The 19,165-nt window shown below is 56.9% G+C and carries 18 protein-coding genes, 1 tRNA gene and 1 pseudogene; 18 read left to right on the top strand and 2 right to left on the bottom strand.

Annotated features, from left to right (window positions below; all coding sequences use genetic code 11):
• Positions 1-92: 92 nt before the first annotated feature.
• Together AACQ43_RS04910 and galE are read left to right on the top strand one after the other, a co-directional pair.
• Positions 93-1,112, top strand: coding sequence for a hybrid-cluster NAD(P)-dependent oxidoreductase (locus AACQ43_RS04910; RefSeq protein WP_168966242.1), 1,020 nt, complete (start codon positions 93-95; stop codon positions 1,110-1,112).
• Between the two features lie 85 nt (positions 1,113-1,197).
• Positions 1,198-2,211: a UDP-glucose 4-epimerase GalE gene (galE, locus tag AACQ43_RS04905; protein WP_168966240.1), complete on the top strand. Its 1,014-nt coding sequence runs from the start codon at positions 1,198-1,200 to the stop codon at positions 2,209-2,211.
• A gap of 65 nt (positions 2,212-2,276) precedes the next feature.
• Here galE and AACQ43_RS04900 read toward each other — a convergent pair whose 3' ends face one another.
• A complete protein-coding gene (locus AACQ43_RS04900) occupies positions 2,277-3,026 on the bottom strand; it encodes a DsbA family protein (protein ID WP_168966238.1) in 750 nt (249 codons plus the stop codon).
• 198 nt (positions 3,027-3,224) lie between these two features.
• On the opposite strand from AACQ43_RS04900, the gene AACQ43_RS04895 reads away from it, so the two are divergent.
• From AACQ43_RS04895 to AACQ43_RS04830, 14 genes and pseudogenes are all read left to right on the top strand, one after another.
• Positions 3,225-3,312: transfer RNA gene (locus AACQ43_RS04895), tRNA-Ser, on the top strand.
• Positions 3,313-3,877: 565 nt separating this feature from the next.
• Positions 3,878-4,648 carry a LuxR family transcriptional regulator gene (locus AACQ43_RS04890; protein ID WP_168966236.1) on the top strand — a complete coding sequence of 257 codons (771 nt, stop codon included), beginning with the start codon at positions 3,878-3,880 and terminating at the stop codon, positions 4,646-4,648.
• A 230-nt stretch (positions 4,649-4,878) separates the two neighbouring features.
• Positions 4,879-5,397: a type VI secretion system effector Hcp1 gene (hcp1, locus tag AACQ43_RS04885; protein ID WP_005332563.1), complete on the top strand. Its 519-nt coding sequence runs from the start codon at positions 4,879-4,881 to the stop codon at positions 5,395-5,397.
• 187 nt (positions 5,398-5,584) lie between these two features.
• Positions 5,585-5,872, top strand: coding sequence for a hypothetical protein (locus AACQ43_RS04880; RefSeq protein WP_168966234.1), 288 nt, complete (start codon positions 5,585-5,587; stop codon positions 5,870-5,872).
• A gap of 10 nt (positions 5,873-5,882) precedes the next feature.
• A pseudogene (locus AACQ43_RS04875) lies at positions 5,883-7,793 on the top strand (type VI secretion system Vgr family protein); the annotation flags it as partial.
• 72 nt (positions 7,794-7,865) lie between these two features.
• Positions 7,866-8,663, top strand: coding sequence for an ADP-ribosyltransferase (locus tag AACQ43_RS04870; RefSeq protein WP_339354050.1), 798 nt, complete (start codon positions 7,866-7,868; stop codon positions 8,661-8,663).
• A complete protein-coding gene (locus AACQ43_RS04865; protein WP_168966230.1) occupies positions 8,660-9,460 on the top strand; it encodes a DUF4123 domain-containing protein in 801 nt (266 codons plus the stop codon). Before AACQ43_RS04870 ends, AACQ43_RS04865 begins: the two co-directional genes overlap by 4 nt.
• Positions 9,460-11,406, top strand: coding sequence for a T6SS phospholipase effector Tle1-like catalytic domain-containing protein (locus AACQ43_RS04860; protein ID WP_168966228.1), 1,947 nt, complete (start codon positions 9,460-9,462; stop codon positions 11,404-11,406). Before AACQ43_RS04865 ends, AACQ43_RS04860 begins: the two co-directional genes overlap by 1 nt.
• Positions 11,403-12,095 carry a DUF2931 family protein gene (locus tag AACQ43_RS04855; RefSeq protein ID WP_168966226.1) on the top strand — a complete coding sequence of 231 codons (693 nt, stop codon included), beginning with the start codon at positions 11,403-11,405 and terminating at the stop codon, positions 12,093-12,095. Before AACQ43_RS04860 ends, AACQ43_RS04855 begins: the two co-directional genes overlap by 4 nt.
• A 192-nt stretch (positions 12,096-12,287) precedes the next feature.
• Complete coding sequence (locus AACQ43_RS04850) at positions 12,288-12,500, top strand: hypothetical protein (RefSeq protein ID WP_248280960.1); 213 nt, start codon at positions 12,288-12,290, stop codon at positions 12,498-12,500.
• On the top strand, positions 12,482-12,982 hold the full coding sequence (locus AACQ43_RS04845) for a DUF2931 family protein (RefSeq protein WP_156559856.1): 501 nt from the start codon (positions 12,482-12,484) through the stop codon (positions 12,980-12,982). The genes AACQ43_RS04850 and AACQ43_RS04845 overlap by 19 nt, the downstream gene beginning before the upstream one ends.
• Positions 12,983-13,238: 256 nt before the next feature.
• Positions 13,239-13,952 carry a DUF2931 family protein gene (locus AACQ43_RS04840; RefSeq protein WP_168966223.1) on the top strand — a complete coding sequence of 238 codons (714 nt, stop codon included), beginning with the start codon at positions 13,239-13,241 and terminating at the stop codon, positions 13,950-13,952.
• On the top strand, positions 13,952-14,650 hold the full coding sequence (locus AACQ43_RS04835) for a DUF2931 family protein (protein WP_168966221.1): 699 nt from the start codon (positions 13,952-13,954) through the stop codon (positions 14,648-14,650). Before AACQ43_RS04840 ends, AACQ43_RS04835 begins: the two co-directional genes overlap by 1 nt.
• A gap of 174 nt (positions 14,651-14,824) precedes the next feature.
• Positions 14,825-15,526 carry a DUF2931 family protein gene (locus AACQ43_RS04830; RefSeq protein WP_168966219.1) on the top strand — a complete coding sequence of 234 codons (702 nt, stop codon included), beginning with the start codon at positions 14,825-14,827 and terminating at the stop codon, positions 15,524-15,526.
• 128 nt (positions 15,527-15,654) lie between these two features.
• Here the strand turns inward: AACQ43_RS04830 and AACQ43_RS04825 are convergent, their stop codons facing one another.
• A complete protein-coding gene (locus AACQ43_RS04825; protein ID WP_168966217.1) occupies positions 15,655-16,539 on the bottom strand; it encodes a LysR family transcriptional regulator in 885 nt (294 codons plus the stop codon).
• A gap of 109 nt (positions 16,540-16,648) precedes the next feature.
• Between AACQ43_RS04825 and budA the strand changes: the two genes are divergently transcribed.
• Positions 16,649-17,428: an acetolactate decarboxylase gene (gene budA / locus AACQ43_RS04820; RefSeq protein ID WP_073349176.1), complete on the top strand. Its 780-nt coding sequence runs from the start codon at positions 16,649-16,651 to the stop codon at positions 17,426-17,428.
• Positions 17,429-17,455: 27 nt separating this feature from the next.
• Positions 17,456-19,126 (top strand): acetolactate synthase AlsS, encoded by a 1,671-nt coding sequence (alsS, locus tag AACQ43_RS04815; RefSeq protein WP_076361094.1) that lies wholly within the window; start codon positions 17,456-17,458, stop codon positions 19,124-19,126.
• The last annotated feature ends 39 nt before the right edge of the window (positions 19,127-19,165 follow it).

Genomic DNA, 19,165 nt, shown 5'->3' with positions numbered 1-19,165 from the left:
CGCTCAGCATGTTGTAAGCCTTTGGCGAGCCTGATGGCTCGCCTTTTTTTAACGACACCTGTCCAACATTTTTCAACAAGAGGAGCCTTGCGATGACCTCCACCTCCCTCACCCTCAGGTGCATCGGCCGCCGGGCGGATACCCACGATGTAGCGAGCTGGCAGTTCGTGCCGCAGACGGGCAACCTGCCTGCCGTGCTGGCTGGCCAGTGTGTGACGCTGCACACCGAGATTGACGGCAAGCCCCACTGCCGTGCCTATACCCTCTCTTCCAGCCCGCAGGATGCCTGCTGGCAGGTCACTATCAAGGATGTCGGACTGGTCTCCCACCATCTGCACCAGACCCTGCAAGTGGGGGACGAGATCCGGGTGGATGGCCCCTTCGGCGACTTCAACCTGACTGCCTTGCCCTGCGAGCAGCCGCTGCTCTTGAGCGCCGGTTCCGGCATCACCCCCATGTGGGCCATGCTGCGGGACGAGCTGGCCAAACGGCCGGATGCAGACATTCGCTTCATTCACAGTGCCCGCTCGCCGGAGGATGTGATCTTCGCAGATGACTTGGCTGCGCTGGCCGCTGCCCATTCCGGCGTGCGCCACGCTTTAGTGCTGGAGAAAGTAGGGGAAGAGGCGCCGACGGCTTGTCCCTGGGTTGGTCGGCTCACATCGGAGATGCTGAGGGAACTGGCGCCAGACCTGCTGGCGCGCCACGTCTATCTGTGTGGCCCAGCCCCCTACATGACCGCCGTCTGCACCATGCTGGCGGAGCTGGGACTGCCGGCAGCGCAGTTGCACCAGGAGTCATTCGGTCTGCCTGCTGCTACATCGAGTGCAGCGCCAGTTACGACCGGCAGCGACCACTTCTGGCTGACCCTTAAAAAGAGCGGCAAGAAGGTCAAGATCCTGCCGGGTCAGACCTTGCTGGCAGCGCTCGAGGGGGCGGGGGAGACCATGATGGCGGCCTGCCGTGCCGGGGTCTGTGGGGCCTGTCGCTGTACCACGGAGGGCAAAATCGAGCGCCAGAGCGTGATGACCCTGAGCGCACAGGATCTCGAACGCGGGGTGGCATTGGCCTGTTCCTGCACCGCCAGCGGGGATGTCAGCGTCGACTATTGAGGGTGTCATTGGCATCCTGCTCTTTTCCTGAGAAGGCTGGACGGGTAGACTCTGCCCCCAGTTTCAGTCGAACACGGGATACAAAATGACAATTCTGGTCACAGGGGGCGCCGGCTATATCGGCTCCCATACTCTGGTTGAACTCTTGAACATCGGGCAGCAGGTCGTGGTGCTGGACAACCTCTCCAACTCTTCTCCCGAATCGCTCAAACGGGTCGAGCGGATCACCGGCAAGCCGGTCATCTTCGTCGAAGGGGATGTGCTGGACCGGGCCTGCCTGCAACAGCTGTTTGCCGTCCACCAGATCGAGTCGGTGATCCATTTCGCCGGGCTCAAGGCAGTCGGCGAGTCGAGCCAGATCCCGCTCACCTATTACCAGAACAACATCACCGGCACCCTGGTGCTGTGTGAAGAGATGGCCAACGCCGGCGTGTTCCGGCTGGTATTCAGCTCCTCGGCCACCGTTTACGGCGATCCGGCTTCGGTACCGCTGCGGGAAGATTTCCCCACCAGCGCCACCAACCCTTATGGCCGCTCCAAGCTGATGGTCGAAGAGATCCTGCGCGATCTCGCCAAGTCCGATCCGCGCTGGGCCATCGTGCTGCTGCGCTACTTCAACCCGGTCGGTGCCCACGAGAGCGGCCTGATTGGTGAAGATCCCAACGGCATCCCCAACAACCTGCTGCCCTATATCAGTCAGGTCGGCGTGGGCAAGCTCAAGGAGCTGGGGGTGTTTGGCAACGACTACCCGACGCCGGACGGTACCGGGGTGCGCGATTACATTCACGTGGTGGATCTCGCCATCGGTCACCTAAAAGCACTGGCGCGCATCGCGTCGGATACCGGCGTCTTTACCTACAACCTGGGTACCGGTCAGGGCTATTCGGTGCTGGAGATGATCAAGGCATTTGAAGCGGCCAGCGGTCGCACCATTCCCTACCAGATCAAGCCCCGTCGCCCCGGCGACATCGCCGAGTGCTGGGCCGAACCGCACAAGGCCCGTGCCGAGCTGGGCTGGCAGGCCGAGCGCGGTCTGGAGCGGATGATGGTGGATACCTGGCGCTGGCAAAGCCAGAATCCGAACGGCTACCAAGCCTGAGGATGTGAAGCCTGAATAAAAAACGCCCCGGCATGCCGGGGCGTTTTTTATGTGCCGGAACGGGATTACTGAATGCTCTTGCCGGCGCGCACATCCTTGATGAAGCCTTTCAGGCTGGCCAGATCACGGGGGGCGCCGCGCAGGATCTGATCGCCGATGATGAAGGCCGGTGTGCCCGAGATGCTCATGGCTTCGGCCAGCGCCCGGTTGGTACCGAGATTCTGATCGATGCTGCCATCCTTGATCTTGGCTTCAACCTTGCTCCAGTTGACGCCAGCTGCTTCCGCCAGCTGCTTCACCTGTGCCTCGTCGGCCAGCGGGCCCTGATGGGCGTACAGCTTCTCGTGGAAGGCCTGATACTTGTCGGGCTGACCCAGCTGTACTGCCAGGGCGGCGCGGGCGGCGAAGTAGGAGGTTTCGCTCAGGATTGGGAACTGCTTGTAGATGTAGCGAATGTCCTTGTCTTCCGCCAGCAGCTGCTTGATCAGCGGGTGGGCGCGTTTGCAGTAGCCGCAGTTGTAGTCGAAGAACTCGACCACGGTCAGGCTGCCCTTGGGATTGCCGCTCTCCGGATCCTGGTTGCTATAGAGCTGCTTGGCGTGTGCCTTGATCAAGGTCTTGTCGTTGGCTGCCTGCTGGCTCTCCTGCTTGGCGCGCAGGGCGTTGGACATCTCGACCAGGATCTCCGGGTTCTTGACCAGATAGTCGCGCACTATCTGTTCCACGTCGCTCTTGGTCAGTTCGCTTGCCTGAACCGGCGCCGCAAGCAGGGTGGCACCCGACAGGGCGCAAAGCAGGGCATGATTGATTTTCATAAGTCCATCTTGCTGGGGATTTCGTGATGCTGACTATAGTGGGTGAGTCTGTTTTCAAGTCAAGTTATCTGGTTGAAAAAGCGCTGGTTATGCTCAAATTGGCGGCTTTGTGCGTCATTTAGCCCAATAAATCGGCAAACAAGCGGCGAGGGGATTTACAAGGGCAATCGCCATGGGTAATATTCGCCGCACTGTCGCGGAGGGGTGGCAGAGCGGCTGAATGCACCGGTCTTGAAAACCGGCGATGGGCGACCATCCGTGGGTTCAAATCCCACCTCCTCCGCCATTTATTCAGCCAAAAAGGCCATCCGAAAGGATGGCCTTTTTGCTATTCAAATCCCCGCCGTCATTCTGCCTCTGATTGGTCAAGCCATCTTTATCCACGTTTTTCAGGCAGTTGGCCAAGGCTGACGCTTGCGATTTTCCTGCCTGTTTTCTCTGCGTTCATTGCGAGACTATCGCCGGACAACCAGCGTCTTGATCGTCTCCGTTGGCCCTGATATTCGCACAGCTCGGTAGGTATCTCGTCTCGCTGGCTCATCCGCCACAACTTGGACTCCTTCTGCTGCTTGATGCAGGCAGCGTGGAGGACTGTTGGTCCGCCGGTGAGAGGTCAGCAATGACGAATGTTGCAATGATTAACATCCGTAGGAGTCATGACTGGTCGCACGTGGAACAATTTTGTTTTTCTGTAGCATTTCATTACAAAAAATACGGTTCGATAGCATAAAGTGTGGGAGAGTTCTGATTTTCCGACCTGCCGGAGTGTGTCATCTGTTGACGCTTGTTAACATTTGGCATGTTTCCATGTTTGGCTGGCCTACCTTGTGCATGATCCTCATACCCCAGAAATGAATACCCTGCACGCGCTGGAGCTCATCGCCCAGTTCGAGACGGCCGCTGACGAGCGCACCATAGTGACCTTGCTGCGCGAGCTAAGCGGGCGCATGGGATTCGACTATTTTCGCCTGGCCCTGATCTTTCCCAGTACCATCCAGCGTCCTGACGTAATCATCTTCAACGGTTGTTCGCAGGCCTGGGTTGATACCTACACCAGCAGCGGCTTCTTTGCCATCGACCCCATCGTCAAGTGCGCCATGACCAGGAGCACCCCCATTCTGTGGGCCGATGTGGTGAACGATGAGGCGCGTTGTGATGAGCAAGGCCGGGAGGTGATGCAGCTGGCCAGCGAGTACGGCATTTGCGATGGCATCACCCTGCCCTGGCACGGTGCCAACGGTCATGTCGGCTTGCTCTCTTTTATCACCAGTACGCCTCGCACCCGACAGCAATGGCTCTCTGCGGTGCCCTTTATCAGCTGGCTCTCCATGCATATTTTTGAGGCGGTGGCCCGTGTCTGTCTGGCGAGTCTGTCACCGCACGATGCGCTGAGTTTGCGGGAGCTGGAGGTGTGTCGCTGGGCGGCGGAGGGCAAGCAGGTGAGCGATATTGCCCAGATCCTGGGGATCACTCCCCGTACCGTGACGTTTCATCTGAACAATGTGGTCAGCAAGCTGGGGGCCAGCAGCAAGAGCCAGGCCATTTCATGGGCATTGAAGCAGGGGATGGTCAGGTTGAACGTGGAGATGGCGCTGGTCGCCAATGTGGATGAAAAGCAGTGATTATGTTTGTTTTAAGCAACTTGTTGCGTAGGTGGCGAGATGTTCCACTGTAAGTGCAATAGATAATGGTGCAATAGTCTGCTGGTTGCAACTTTTTGCGTCATGTATCCGGCAGGGCTGCTAGTTTTTTGCTTAAGCATTTGAAAAATAAATATAAAAAAGAGTGGCATGGTCGCTGCTAACTGGTTCGGTCGAGTGTCATTACCGTTCAACCAATCAGGAGCAAACTCATGCCAACTCCATGTTATATCAGCATCGAAGGTAAAACCCAGGGCAATATCACCGCTGGTGCCTTCACTTCCGATTCCGTCGGCAACATTTTCGTGCAGGGTCACGAAGACGAGATGCTGGTACAAGAGTTCCAGCACGTCGTGACCGTGCCGACTGACCCGCAATCCGGTCAGCCTGCGGGTCAGCGTGTCCACAAACCGTTCAAGTTCACCGTTGCGCTGAACAAGGCCGTGCCGCTGATGTACAACTCGCTGGCGTCCGGCGAAATGCTGCCGAAAGTGACCCTGAAGTGGTACCGCACCTCTGTCGAGGGCAAGCAGGAGCACTTCTTCTCTACCGTGCTGACCGATGCCACCATCGTTGACATCGACTGCCAGATGCCGCACTGCCAGGATCCGGCGAAGTCTGACTTCACCCAGCTGATCCAGGTCTCCATGGCCTACCGCAAGATCGATTGGGAACACACCGTTGCCGGTACTTCCGGTGCAGATGACTGGCGTGCACCGATCGAGGCCTAACTCTCGATCTCTTATTTGCCGTTATTCCTTGTAGTGCACCCCATGGCCTGACGATGGCAGTGTCAGCTGTCGTCAGGCCCATGCAAGTTTTCTCCGACCTGTTCAACTGGATGCGGTCGGAGCTTTTGTGTTTTGCCATATGGCTGCGAGGCGACCTTATGGCAAAGCACAACAGAGGCCAGTCGTCATGTGTTCCACCATTGCATCGTCCGGTGACGTGCTCATCGAGCGCGATGGGCTTTTCCCATCTCCCGTGATTTCAGTCAGCTCTGAGCGTTTTCTCGGTAGCAAATTGGCGTCCCGGCAGGACGAGCCGCGGGCCCCTTACGATAAATCCGACAATCCCCTCCGTCCGCGCAGCACCTCTGGTCGCCAGCGTACTTTGCGGTGTGGCGGCCAACCCATCACTGCGATTGGTACCGCCGTCGGCTGCGGCGGCGTGGTGATTGGCTCAGGCAGTGGACAGGCAGGTTAAGGAGCGCTTCATGGCAGACAGCACAGGATTACAATTTACCGTCAAGGTGGGGGCCTTGCCCGAGAGTACCTTTGTGGTGGCCGAGTTTGCGCTGGATGAAGGGCTGAACCGGCCGTTCAACCTGCGTCTGGAGCTGGCGAGTGCCCAGCCCGATATCGACTTTGGCGCCGTGCTGGACCAGCCGTGCGAGCTGCTGGTGTGGTACAACGGCGAGCTGCAACGCCGGGTGTGCGGGGTGGTCAGTGACTTTGCGCAGGGTGATAGCGGCTTTCGCCGCACCCGCTATCAGCTCACGGTGCAGCCGGCCCTGTGGCGGCTCTCTTTGCGCCAGAACTCCCGCATCTTCCAGGCGCAAAAGCCCGATGAAATCCTCTCCATCCTGTTGCAAGAGCACGGCATCACCGACTACGCCTTTGCGTTGAAAAACGAGCACGCCAAACGGGAGTACTGCGTTCAGTATCGCGAAACAGACCTCGATTTTGTGAACCGCCTCGCCGCCGAAGAGGGGATGTTCTACTTCCACGAGTTTGAAGCGGGCAAGCACCGCATCGTGTTTGCAGACGATGCGGCGGCATTGACTCAAGGCCCCGAGCTCTTCTTCAACCTCGGTAACCGCTCGCTGGAGCAAGGTCCCTATGTGCGCCAGTTCCACTACCGCGAGGCGGTACGCCCGTCGGATGTGGAGCTCAAAGACTACAGCTTCAAGACGCCTGCCTACGGCCTCTCTCACAAAAAGCAGGGCAGTGAGCTCGAGCACCAGCGCGATACCTACCAGCACTTCGACTATCCGGGCCGCTACAAGCAGGAACCGAGCGGCAAGGCCTTTGCACAACATCGGCTCGATGCGCTGCGCAACGATGCGGTGGCGGGCCTGGCTAAGTCCAACTGCGCCGCCTTGCTGCCAGGGCAGAGCTTCTCGCTCACCGAACACCCCAACGGCAGCCTCAACACCGACTGGCAAATCGTGCGCATCCAGCACACCGGCTTGCAGCCGCAGGCACTGGAAGAGGAGGGTGGCAGCGGCCCCACCGTCTACCACAACGAATTCGGGGTGGTGAAAGCGAGCACCACCTGGCGGGCGCGCATCGGCAGCCCTGAGGCTCCTCACAAGCCCATGGTGGATGGCCCGCAAATCGCCATGGTGGTGGGCCCCGACGGGGAGGAGATTTACTGCGACGAGCATGGCCGGGTGAAGCTGCAATTCCCGTGGGACCGCTACGGCTCGAGCAACGACCAGAGCTCCTGCTGGGTGCGAGTTTCGCAAGGCTGGGCCGGCGGTCAGTACGGCATGATGGCGATACCCCGTATCGGTCACGAGGTCATCGTGAGCTTCCTGGAGGGGGACCCCGACCAGCCCATCATCACCGGTCGCACCTACCACGCCACCAACCGGCCGCCCTACGAGCTGCCAGCCAACAAGACCCGCACCGTGCTGCGTACCGAGACTCATCAGGGGGAGGGTTTCAACGAACTGCGCTTTGAAGACCAGGCGGGGCAGGAAGAGATTTATATCCACGGTCAGAAAGACCTGAACGTGCTTATCGAGAATAATGCCGCCTGGCACATCAAACACGACCAACATACCGATATCGACAATGAGCGGGTCACCCGCATCAAGGCTAACGACCACCTGACGGTGGAGGGCGAGAAGCGCGACCACATCAAGGCGGACTACTCCCTGACGGTCGATACCTCGATGCACCAGAAGCTGGGCCAGTCGCTGCTGGTCGATGCAGGCAGTGAAGTGCACCACAAGGCGGGCATGAAAATCGTGATGGAAGCCGGCGCCGAGTTGACCCTCAAGGTGGGCGGCAGCTTTGTGAAGCTGGATGCCGGCGGCGTTACCCTCAGTGGCGGCTCCATCAAGATGAATTCAGGCGGCAGCCCGGGTTCTGGCTCTGGTTGGGGTGGCAAGGCCCCCACCCAGCCAGGCAATGTCGAGGTGCCAACACCACCAGCAGCAACATTGCCAGCCCCGGCCATCCACAAGAGCATGGAGTCCATGGCGCCGCTGGCCAAGCCTTGTCCAGCAGCCCCGCCACCTGTACCACCTCCGCCTGCCGGGGGCCCACCAGCTCCACCGCCCGTCCCACCCCAGCTTGCCGGAGGCCCAATGATGCCACCGCCACCACCTGTTGCGGCCACAGGGGAAGGCATAAAGCCGGCAAAGAAGTGGGCGACGGTAGAGATATCCAAAGCGGATGAAGCACTTAGATACTATTCGGCGCAAGGGTACACATTGCTCAATAACTATTTGCGTGATCGCCCCTACAAACAGCGAGAGGCCATCGATACCCTGCTTAGTCGCAGCTATTTGAATGATGAGCCGACATCTACGGGTGAATTTGATAAGGCAATGAAGGCCTATGTTGCCGATGTGGAGGCGGGTCTGGCCAAATTGCCGGCCTCACCTGAGTTGTCTTTCGTCTACCGGGGGCTGGCGCTGGACAAGCCGGAGCTTGCAGCCCTCAAAGATCAGTTCACAGGGGTGGGCAATATCGTTGTTGAGCCAGGATTCATGAGTACCTCACCGGACAGGGCCTGGGTCAACGATACCTTGTTGAAGATCCGCTTGCCTGCCGGTCATGGTGGCCGTCTGCTGGGTGACGCTGCGCACTTCAAGGGGGAAGCAGAAATGCTGTTTCCGACTCAGACCAGGCTAAGGGTCGATCGGGTGGTTTCTTCCACGAGCGGTGATTTCGATACCTTGCTCAATACGATTCCAACCTCTGACAATGCATCGGACAACCGCAGCAGGATCAAGCGACTGATTGAGGTTTCCGTATTATGACGTTATCTGATTGGCTCGCTGGCGAGCAAGCGGGTGAGAGGTACGCCGTCATCGATGGAGCCCAGGCAGAATCAGCCGTGGCGGATTTCTATACCTATGACGGAGAGAATGCCAATCCACTTTTTGCCGGTACCGCTTTCGATGAGCAGTCTGCGTTGGGGCCTTGGTTGCTGCCAGCGCCTTCCACTGAGTTCATGATGGCCAATCCCGCCCTGAGCGGCTTCTATCTGATCAGCGACCAATCAGTGGAGCTGATCCGCCGCCATTGGCAGAGCCTGATAGAAGCGATACGCAAGGGAGAAGCTGTCTGGTTTCGTTTCTCTGACCCGCGCATTTTCCTGCCCATGCTCAGCGCCATGACCCCTGATGAACGCGATAGTGTGCTGGGGCCCTGTTCCGGGCTCTGGATCCATGGCAAGGCCTTCTCTCGCACGCCTCATGCCCGGTTCCAACCCGCATTGCAAACCCCCTGGTTTCATATCCGGTCTCATCATCTGGTTGGACTCTACGACGAGAACCGTCATGCCTACATCTTGCGGCGGCGGTTATGGCAGACCATGACGGCTATGATGGAGCGCCATCCTGACCCGGCCGGGACCATTTTACCCACACTCAAACTGGCCAATCAGGATGGGCTGCAAGAGGATGTGCGCGATGGTGTGGTGGCTGGTGCCTTGACCTTGCAGGCCAATTTGCCTCTTGAAGAGATACGGGGGCCTTTGATGCTGACCGACGATGAGCTGGTTCAGGTAGCCAACTGGCTGAACAAACATCACGAATTGACAGGAGTATCCTGATGGCGGCAGATCCCCACTGTATCCCTTGCGAACGTTATGATAACTGGATAGAGGTAGACATTCGCGATGAGCACAACCGTTCGTTCAAGGGGCTCAAGGCCACTTTGACTGACGAAACCGGCAAGTCAGAGACGATCACCCTGAAGGATGGACCCACCCTGGTGCGAGGGTTTGCAGTTGGTCCGGTGACAGTAAAAATCGAGACGCCAGCCTGGCTCAAGGCGGCGCAGTCCCGTGAGGCCCTCAAGGAGGGTGAGAGCACACTGGTACCCGCCTATACAGACAAGCTATTCGGGCACTGCGACGTCAAACGAGAGCATATCAAAGTGACCACTGGCGACCTCTGCCTCACCGACCCCGAGCAGCCGCTACCGGAAGGGCACAAAGCTGGGCAGGCTCAACCGTCGCGCTTTATCACCAAGCACTCCTACGTGATTGAGGTGAAGGGGTATCGGCTGAATATCCTGCGTATCGGTGTGTTCTTTGATGGCACGGCCAACAACTCCTTTAAACATGAGGAAGGTAAAGCAGAGATAGAAGCCTTTCTGGCTCAATGCAGCGATCCGCTAGAACAAGAGAGGGTACGTCAGCAGTGCATGGCGGGGACGGTGTCAGTGAGTGATAACAGCCAAGGGAACGACATCACTAATATTGGGAAGGCTTATGACTTATATATCCCCAATGAACCAGGAAGGCTGGTCGTGCGTGTTTATCTCGATGGCATTGGGACAGAATCTGGTAAAGGTGACTCAACCCTTGTTGGCCAAGGTATGGATGCAGGTCCGACATCTAGTGATGGCAAGGTCCAGCTAGCCTGCCGTGAGAAAATTGTTGAACAAATCAAACAGCAATTAGGAAATGAACTAACAACTTTGGAATGTATCCACAAGATCGAATTTGACGTGTTTGGGTTTAGTCGGGGGGCTTCGGCGGCACGGCAGTTCGTGAACACGATCGACCTGCAGGCTGATCACCCACTGGTTGAGGCAGTATCCAAAGAATCTAGTATCCGCTTGAAAGCAGGTTTTGACTGGGCAAGCCGGGAGGATTGCAGGATCAAGTTTGTCGGGCTGTTCGATACTGTCTGTTCGTCGCTACTGGAAGCACGTAACATCACGCTAGCCTCGGATTGTGCGGAGCGGGTCGTGCACCTGACAGCCAAGGATGAGTGGCGCTACTTCTTTGCCCTGACCCGGATCACCAATGACGTGGAGGGTAAACAGATTGCGTCCAACTTCACCGAACTGGCGCTGCCAGGTTGCCACTCGGACATTGGCGGCGGTTATTACAGTCGTTGGAGTTTACGAAACCCCAATAGCAATCCGGCTCTGACGGAGCAAAAGGCGATTAAGCTGTTTCAAAGTATGGAACCCGCAGGAACCCGACCGGAGCAAAGTTCCGCCTATCAGCAAGCAATGGACTATGCCCAAGCTAAATTGCGTCAGGGCTGGGGAAATGGGGTGACTGTGTTGCCTTCTCCAGCTAGTGATCCGATGAAAGGGAAACTCAATTTGCGAGTTCGCACGTTAAACCGTCCTGAGTTTGGCTGGAAAAAACCGTTGGAAGTCAGTGTAACCGTGCTGATCAACCGGGTCGTTGAGGGCGAGTATTCCCGTATCCCCCTACACATCATGGTCGAAGCCGCGAGGACGGCGGGTGTTCCATTCTGTGAGTGGGATAAGACAGACAAGGCCTTGATGCTGGATAGTGGAGCGCCGATAAAACCACGAGTTGATTTGAGCAAGCTGGATGGGCATTGGGTTAATGCTGGTAACGAGGCTGGGGTGGCCAAAGATTTGAGTCAACAGCTCTCGGAAGAGGTCTATCGATACTTGCGCTTCGAGTACTTGCATCACAGCGCGGATGATGGGTTGGTGAACGGGGCAAACCGTATTAATGGGCAAGAGGCTCGCCGCATCATCAGCAACTTGGAGGGGGGGAAATGAGACGTTGGTTATTACTGCCGTTATTGTTACTAGGGCTAGCTGGGTGCAACGACAATGGCCCGACCAAGATGGATTGGGATTACTCAGTTGGCACGAGGGCAGATGAAATTTGGCATACCCGAGCTTTATTTAGCCGGGAAGGAATGGGGGCAAACGAGTCAAGTACTGGGGGAGTATCTGCTGTAAATGAAAGTATCTTGAAAGAGAAAAAATATCAGGGACAGGTTGGTGGTGGCCGTAGTTTTGAGAACCAGCCAGTACCAGATAAGGTGCAGATAGAATGGGTGTCGTATCACGACAAGAAGCGCTATGGGATCACGCTGGATTTGCCCAAGGATTTGGGGAAGCAGATGGCGCAGCGTTACCGCTTAGAAGATAAAAGGATAAAACAGCGTAACTGGATTGAAATGTGGCTTTTCCCCGGAGGGTATGTAGAAGTAACTTTAGAAGGTCCATATGTTAAACCCGGAGTGCTGATTGCTAGTGGTATGGCCCATGAAGTGACCGACGATTGGTATGACAAGAAAGTGCCGCTAGATAGCCAATATCAGGAGCGATGGGCCCGTTTCGATAAAAATTTCCGACCCTATTACGACAAATATCCGGTCCCAACCGGCGAAGCGTGGGCTCCTATCATGGACGTGTACCGCGCCGCCCAGCCCAAAACGGATACCGAGCCAGTCAATTGATGATATCGGTGAACCGAGAGTAGTGAAAAATCTGGCCCATCAGTTGCCGCCAGAGATCTATCGGGCGTTACGCCGTGACTATTTGCATCATAGTGCCAGTAATCAAGGTATTGCCAACTCAGTCAATATCAAGAAGTACGAGAAGTCGGTGAGCAAAGAACGTCGCCGATTGATCGATAATCAGGAGGCATGATGGAACAATGTATTGCGGTAGTGTTGTTCTGTTTTTCCTTAATGATCTGTGCTGGTTCGTCAGCATCACAGCCGGTTCAATGGCACTATGGAGTCGGTAGTAATATCGATGATATCTGGGGTAGCAAAACGGAGTTTTCTCGACATGGGCAGCTTTTTTACGCTGATAAGGGCAAGGGAAACTACGGTGCTGCATTCAAAAAAATATTATAGGGAGAGAATATTATTGGGCTGGCGGAGGGGGACTGCCGACGGATGGCGAGCCAATCCCCCATAGTGCGGTTCTTGAAGTTGTATCGTTTTACGACCAGAAGCGTTATCGCATCAAGGTTGATCTGCCCAAGGATTTGGAACAGCGGATGAGGCAGGTTTATCAAGTCGATGGGCGTAAAGAACGTCGTGACTGGCTCTACTTTGGCCTAGCGCCTGGTGGATACTACGAAGTGCTATTGATGGGGCGCAGTCTTGGTGTTAGTCCTGACATATTACTTTCTCGTGGTATTGCAGAAGAAGTCACGGATGATTGGTACGATCAAAAAGTCCCTGTTGCGGAGCAATATGGGATAGATTCATTTGTGAGCAAATACGGAGAGTTGTTTAATAAACATCCCGTTCCCAACGGAATGGCCTGGGCTCCCATCATGGACGCCTACCGTGCGGCACAGCCCAAGACAGATATAAACCCGGTGCGATGATGGAATCAATGCGCACACTCCTATTACTGCTGATGTTGCCATTAGTCGCAGCTAGCCAAGCTAGATGAGCAATGAATTAATGCCGCTAAAGAACGAGGTATAGTTAAAATTTAGCGAATAAATTAACATCAGATGCCTATCGTTATCTTCGTTTTGAATACTTATACCATAGTGCAGAAACTGGATTGGTCAATATGGCGAATAATATCGATGGTAGAGATGGATGTAAAATTTCCAATAATCAGGAAGGCGGATAATGAAATTCAGTTGGATAAAACTTCCTTTACTAGCGCTGGGTCTGCTTGGTTTTAGCGCTACAGGTGTGGCAAGCACCCCACAGACTATGGATTGGTATTATATGGTGGGCTCCAACGCGGATGAAATATGGCACACAAAGGCCAATTTTTATCATGAGGGGAAGCTCATTCACAGCTCGTCAAACGGTGATGCTGGTTATGTTGGAGCTGAGGCTTTACGAGAAAAGGATTATCGCTGGCGCATAGGTGCAGGGCGAAAATTATACAATCAGCCAATTCCTGATAAAGTTGATATTGAATGGGTTTCCTTCCATGACAAAAAACACTACGGCATCACTCTGATGCTTCCATCAAATTTAAACTCTCAGATTGCACAAGGTTACTGGATATTGAATGCAGAAAAACGCCAAGAAGTACGAAGAAATATAATCGCACTTGGACTTGCTCCTGGGGGGTACGTTGAAGTATTTCTAACCAAATTCAAAGTTAAACCAGATGTTTTACTGGCAAGAGGCATAGCTAAAGAAATAAGGCCTTGGCAAGACGAAAAGGTGCCACTTTCCAAACAATTCAATAATGCTTTTGCGGAATTTGATAAGGATTATGGCGCCACTTACCTGCAGCACCCAATTCCGCAGGGTATGGACTGGGCGCCCATCATGGATGCTTACCGTGCCAAACAACCTCACACTGACAATGAACCAGTTAATTAATGCGTTGGGTACTCTTACTGCTGCTGTTGCCGTTAGTCACATCCTGCCAAGCAGCCCCCACAGGCCCCAAGCAACTGGACTGGCGCCATATGGTAGGATCCAATGCTGATGAAATATGGGTGACGGAGGTGCTTTTTTATCGTCAGGGACAATTGGTAGATGCCTCAACCAACGGATCGTCGAGTCGCGTTGATACAGAATCACTTCGTGCAAGGGACTATCGCTGGTTGATAACTGCCGGTCGCCGAGATATTCACCCCGCCCCCGATCGGGTAGAAGTGGAGTGGATTTCATTCCACGATAAAAAGCGCTATCGCATTAGCCTGGCCTTGCCAGCAGAGCTGGAAAGCATGATTGCGCAACCTTATCGCATCAAAGTGAGGGATGAGTGGCGTGAAGTACGCCGAGATAACATTGGCTTAGGTATGGCCACCGGTGGTTATGTGGAGGCGTTTTTAACCAACGCCAAAGTGAAGCCTGATATCTTGCTGGCCAGGGGGATTGCTAACGAAATTCAAACCTCGCAAGACAAGGAAAATCCTGTCACCAAAGTATACAAAGAGTGGTTCGACGATTTTGACAAAGCATACGGTAATGCCTACAAGCAATATCCTACCCCCAGTGGTATGGACTGGGCACCTATCATGGATGCATATCGCACTGCCCAACCCAAGACGGATACTGACCCAGTAAGGTGATACCTACGGAGCTTGAAAATGTCGATCAAAAGTGCCAGATATCCTCCCGCGACAGCTCACGCCAGAGGAGATTGAAGCGCTTCGCCAAGACATGCGCCGCCGATATATTGACAATATGAAGGCGCTCGAGAGCATGAGTCTCTTCCATCTAGAGCAGGAAGTACCAACAAAAAGATGAAATATATCGTTGCATTGTTGTGGTTTGGCCTGTCATTGATGACCAATGCGGCGCCACAACCTTTGCCTAAATTTGCTTGGCGTTATGGTTCGGGCAGCAATATAGACCTTACTAAGAACACCAAGACCGAGTTCTATCTTGGAGGGAAACTGGTTTATGCCGACAGCTTGGCTGGAGGCGGGGCTGGAGGTTTATTTGCCGACAGAATCAAGGGACAGCGTTATTATTGGGCGGGCGGTGGAGGCCTGCCTACCGATGGCGTTTCCATCCCCGATAAAGCTGTGATTGAGTTGGTTTCGTTCCATGATCGCAAGCGCTACCGCATCAAAGTGGATTTACCTACCGATCTAGAGCAAAAAATGCGTCAGGTGTATTTAGTCGAAGGACGCTACGATAGACGAAATCGCCTCTATTTTGGATTGGCTCCTGGTGGTTATTTCGAGGTCATATTAACCGGAGGAGGATTGCAGCTCAGCCCTGACCTACTGCTTGTCCGCGGCATAGCCGAAGAGGTAACCGATGATTGGTATGATCAGAAAGTATCGATAGTGCGCCAATATGGTATGGATGATTTTGACAAAAAATATGGTGAGCTATTCAAGCAATACCCAGTTCCTAACGGAATGGGTTGGGCTCCCATCATGGATGCCTATCGTGCTGCCCAGCCCGTCACCGATGTGAATCCTGTGGCTGAATAACGATTCTGTTTCATCTAAACCGGCGATAAAGGTGAGCTTAATTATTAAGTAGACCAATATTCGTACGCTATGTAATGCGGCACTAATGCCCCCATCAGCTTATGCCGATGGGGGTTTTTGTTTGTCTTTCAATGATGGCCGGGGATCAGCCCAATCAGATGCTGCAGGCTTTTCTGGCGGGGATGGCGGCGGGTGGCGAGGCTGATGCGGGTGGTGAGCGGCTCATCTGCGATGGGGTGATAGCTGACGCCGTGGGGATGCAGCTCGCTGACCGAGCGCGGGATGATGGCGACCCCGAAGCCGGCCTGCACCATGCCGACGGTGGAGATCACCTGCGGGCTCTGGCTGCCGAGACGGGGGCTGAAGCCGGCCCGCTGGCAGCGCTGGGTGATGGCGTCATGCAGCCCGGGCCCGAGCTCGCGGGGGAACAGGATGAAGGGATCCTGCGCCAGCGCCTCGATGGGAATGGCACCACTGTCGGCCAGCGGATGGTGCGGGGGCAGGGCAATCAGCATCTCCTCCTCGTCTATCAGGTGGTGGGCCAGCGCCGAGCTACTGCTGCAGGGCAGACGCAGAATGGCGGCATCCAGCTCTTCGCTCACCAGGTCGCGCACTAGATTGGGCATGCTGTTCTCGATTGGGTGCAGGCTGACCTCCGGCCAGGCCTGGCGAAAGTCGTGGATGAGTTGCAACACGCTCGGGTGCAGCACGGTGGAGCCGGCAAAGCCGAGGCGCAGCGAGCCCAGCTGGCCACGAGCGATACGCCTGGCCTTCTGCATGGCCTGCTCGGTCTGCGCCAGTATCCCCTTGGCATCCTGATAGAGGCTCAGCCCCGCCTCGGTCAGCTCCACACTGCGGGTCAGCCGGTGAAACAGCGGCGTGCCCACCTCCTGTTCGAATTTGCGGATCTGCTGGCTGAGCGGTGGCTGGGCCATGCCCAACGCCTCGGCGGCGCGGGTAAAGCTCTGTTTGTCTGCCACGGCCACCAGGTAGCGTAGGTAACGGAATTCCATATCTGGTACGTCTCGAAGCTGATGGGTTTGGATATTGGTATCAAACTGTGATCTTGGTCACTATTGAATCCTGATTTGCCAACCTAACAGGATTGGAGGTGAAATCCAAATGGAAACCAATTCATCATGTGACTGCGCCATCGAGATCAGCCAGCAGTTTGCCCGCTGGCAGGCTCGCCAGGGCGGCGGCGAGGTCTACCAGAGCTCCCTGATGAGTGCTCTGCTGGCGGGGGTTTACGAGGGGGAGACCACCATGGCCGACCTGTTGCGCCACGGTGACTTCGGCCTCGGGACCTTCAACCGGCTCGACGGCGAGCTGATTGCCTTCGAGCGCCAGATCCACCAGCTCAAGGCTGACGGCTCGGCCCGTCCGGCCAAGGCCGAGCAGAAGACCCCGTTTGCGGTGATGACCCACTTTCGCCCCTGCCTGCAGCGGCGCTTCGATCATCCCCTGAGCCGCGAGGAGATCCACCAGTGGGTGGATCGGTTGGTGGGTACCGACAACGTCTTCGTCGCCTTTCGGCTCGACGGCCTGTTCGAACAGGCGCAGGTGCGCACCGTCCCCTGTCAGAGTCCCCCCTACAAGCCCATGCTGGAGGCCATCGAGGCCCAGCCGCTGTTCTCGTTCAGCCAGCGGCGCGGCACCCTGGTGGGCTTTCGTTGCCCGCCCTTCGTGCAGGGGATCAACGTGGCCGGCTATCACGAGCACTTCATCACCGAGGATCGCCGGGGGGGCGGCCACATCCTCGACTACGCCATGGGCCACGGCCAGCTGCAGCTGTCGGTGGTGCAACACCTCAATATCGAGCTGCCCCGCAATCCGGCCTTTCAACAGGCTGACCTCAATCCCGCCGATCTGGACCGCGCCATCCGCGCCGCCGAAGGCTGAGCCCTTCGCTTAACAAGGAGTGACATCATGGAAAATCAACACTGGGCCTGTGGGGCCGAACTGGTGGTGCGCCATCTGGAGGCGCAAGGGGTCAAGCAGGTATTCGGCATTCCCGGGGCCAAGATCGACAGGGTATTCGATGCGCTGGAGGACTCCCCCATCGAGACCATAGTGGTGCGCCACGAAGCAAACGCCGCCTTCATGGCCGCCGCCGTCGGCCGGCTGACCGGCAAGGCCGGGGTGGCGCTGGTGACCTCGGGGCCGGGCTGTGCCAACCTCATCACCGGCCTTGCCACCGCCACCTCGGAAGGGGATGCCATGGTGGCGCTGGGCGGTGCCGTGCGGCGGGCCGATGGCCTCAAACTGACCCACCAGAGCCTGGATACCGTCAGCCTGTGCCGGCCGGTCACCAAGTTCAGCGCCCAGGTGGGCACCGGCTCCGCCCTCTCCGAGGTGATGGCCAACGCCTTTCGCAGCGCCGAGCTGGGGCGGCCCGGGGCGGCCTTCGTCAGCCTGCCGATGGACATCATCAACGAGCCGACCGACGGCGCCATCCTCGTGCCGAGCGCCATCCCGGAGCCGGGAGCGGCCGACGAGCGCGGCATAGATCGGGCGCTGAGCTTGCTGGCGCAGGCTCGCAAGCCGGTGGTGCTGCTTGGCCTGCTGGCCAGCCGACCGGAGAACTCCCTCGCAGTGCGCGCCTTCCTCGACAAGAGCAGGTTGCCGGTGACCGGTACCTATCAGGCGGCCGGGGTGGTGGATACCCACCATTTCGATGACTTCGCCGGACGGGTGGGGCTGTTCAACAACCAGCCGGGGGACAAGCTGCTGCAGGATGCGGATCTGGTGATCTGCATCGGCTACAGCCCCATCGAATATGATCCCGTGCTGTGGAACGGCACCGGTGAGCGCCAGCTGCTGCACATCGATGCGCTGCCAGCGGAGATCGACAGCAGCTACTGCCCAGCGGTGGAGCTGGTGGGCTCCATCAGCGCCAACCTGGCGCGGCTGACCCGGATGCTGCACCAGCCGCTGGCGCGGGATCCGGCCATTACCGCGCTGCTCGGCGAGATCCGTGCCCAGCGCCATCAGCTCGCCGAACATGCCGGTCGGTTGGGAGGCACCCCCATCCATCCGCTGCGCATCGTCAAGGAGCTGCAGGACATCATCGGGCAGGACATGACCCTGTGCGTGGACATGGGCAGCTTCCATATCTGGATTGCCCGCTATCTCTACAGCTTCCGGGCCCGCCAGGTGCTCATCTCCAACGGCCAGCAGACCATGGGGGTGGCGCTGCCCTGGGCCATCGGGGCCGCCATGGTGCGCCCGGGGGAGAAGATCATCTCGGTGTCTGGTGATGGCAGCTTCATGCAGTCGAGCATGGAACTGGAGACCGCGGTGCGGCTCAAGTCCAACATAGTGCACATCATCTGGGTCGATAACGGCTACAACATGGTGGCGATGCAGGAGGAGAAAAAGTACTGCCGCAGCTCCGGGGTGAGTTTCGGCCCCATCAACTTCAAGGCCTATGCCGAGTCGTTCGGGGCGGCCGGGTTTGCCGTCACCTGTGCCGAGGATCTGCGAGCGACCCTGCGCGCCGCCATGGCGGTGAGCGGGCCGGCGGTGGTGGCCATCCCGGTGGATTACAGCGACAACCACCTGCTGATGGAGCAGCTCAGGCCCGAAATGCTCAGTTGAGCCGGATCTGAGGCGGGCTGCGAAGCGGCCCGCCCAACG

Source organism: Aeromonas sp. DNRA1 (assembly GCF_963888745.1).
Taxonomy (GTDB): domain Bacteria; phylum Pseudomonadota; class Gammaproteobacteria; order Enterobacterales; family Aeromonadaceae; genus Aeromonas; species Aeromonas hydrophila.
The sequence above is the reverse complement of the archived record's forward strand: the minus strand, read 5'-3'. Positions and strand labels throughout refer to the sequence as shown.

Bases quoted from the DNA above. Each gene is read 5' to 3' on its own strand.
- budA (WP_073349176.1), top strand. From the start codon at position 16,649: ATGGAAACCAATTCATCATGTGACTGCGCCATCGAGATCAGCCAGCAG.
- AACQ43_RS04835 (WP_168966221.1), top strand. From the start codon at position 13,952: ATGCGTTGGGTACTCTTACTGCTGCTGTTGCCGTTAGTCACATCCTGC.
- AACQ43_RS04870 (WP_339354050.1), top strand. From the start codon at position 7,866: ATGGAGTCCATGGCGCCGCTGGCCAAGCCTTGTCCAGCAGCCCCGCCA.
- AACQ43_RS04865 (WP_168966230.1), top strand. From the start codon at position 8,660: ATGACGTTATCTGATTGGCTCGCTGGCGAGCAAGCGGGTGAGAGGTAC.
- AACQ43_RS04900 (WP_168966238.1), bottom strand. From the start codon at position 3,026: ATGAAAATCAATCATGCCCTGCTTTGCGCCCTGTCGGGTGCCACCCTG.
- AACQ43_RS04890 (WP_168966236.1), top strand. From the start codon at position 3,878: ATGAATACCCTGCACGCGCTGGAGCTCATCGCCCAGTTCGAGACGGCC.
- galE (WP_168966240.1), top strand. From the start codon at position 1,198: ATGACAATTCTGGTCACAGGGGGCGCCGGCTATATCGGCTCCCATACT.
- AACQ43_RS04850 (WP_248280960.1), top strand. From the start codon at position 12,288: ATGGAACAATGTATTGCGGTAGTGTTGTTCTGTTTTTCCTTAATGATC.
- AACQ43_RS04880 (WP_168966234.1), top strand. From the start codon at position 5,585: ATGTGTTCCACCATTGCATCGTCCGGTGACGTGCTCATCGAGCGCGAT.
- AACQ43_RS04840 (WP_168966223.1), top strand. From the start codon at position 13,239: ATGAAATTCAGTTGGATAAAACTTCCTTTACTAGCGCTGGGTCTGCTT.
- hcp1 (WP_005332563.1), top strand. From the start codon at position 4,879: ATGCCAACTCCATGTTATATCAGCATCGAAGGTAAAACCCAGGGCAAT.
- AACQ43_RS04910 (WP_168966242.1), top strand. From the start codon at position 93: ATGACCTCCACCTCCCTCACCCTCAGGTGCATCGGCCGCCGGGCGGAT.
- AACQ43_RS04855 (WP_168966226.1), top strand. From the start codon at position 11,403: ATGAGACGTTGGTTATTACTGCCGTTATTGTTACTAGGGCTAGCTGGG.
- AACQ43_RS04830 (WP_168966219.1), top strand. From the start codon at position 14,825: ATGAAATATATCGTTGCATTGTTGTGGTTTGGCCTGTCATTGATGACC.
- alsS (WP_076361094.1), top strand. From the start codon at position 17,456: ATGGAAAATCAACACTGGGCCTGTGGGGCCGAACTGGTGGTGCGCCAT.
- AACQ43_RS04825 (WP_168966217.1), bottom strand. From the start codon at position 16,539: ATGGAATTCCGTTACCTACGCTACCTGGTGGCCGTGGCAGACAAACAG.
- AACQ43_RS04860 (WP_168966228.1), top strand. From the start codon at position 9,460: ATGGCGGCAGATCCCCACTGTATCCCTTGCGAACGTTATGATAACTGG.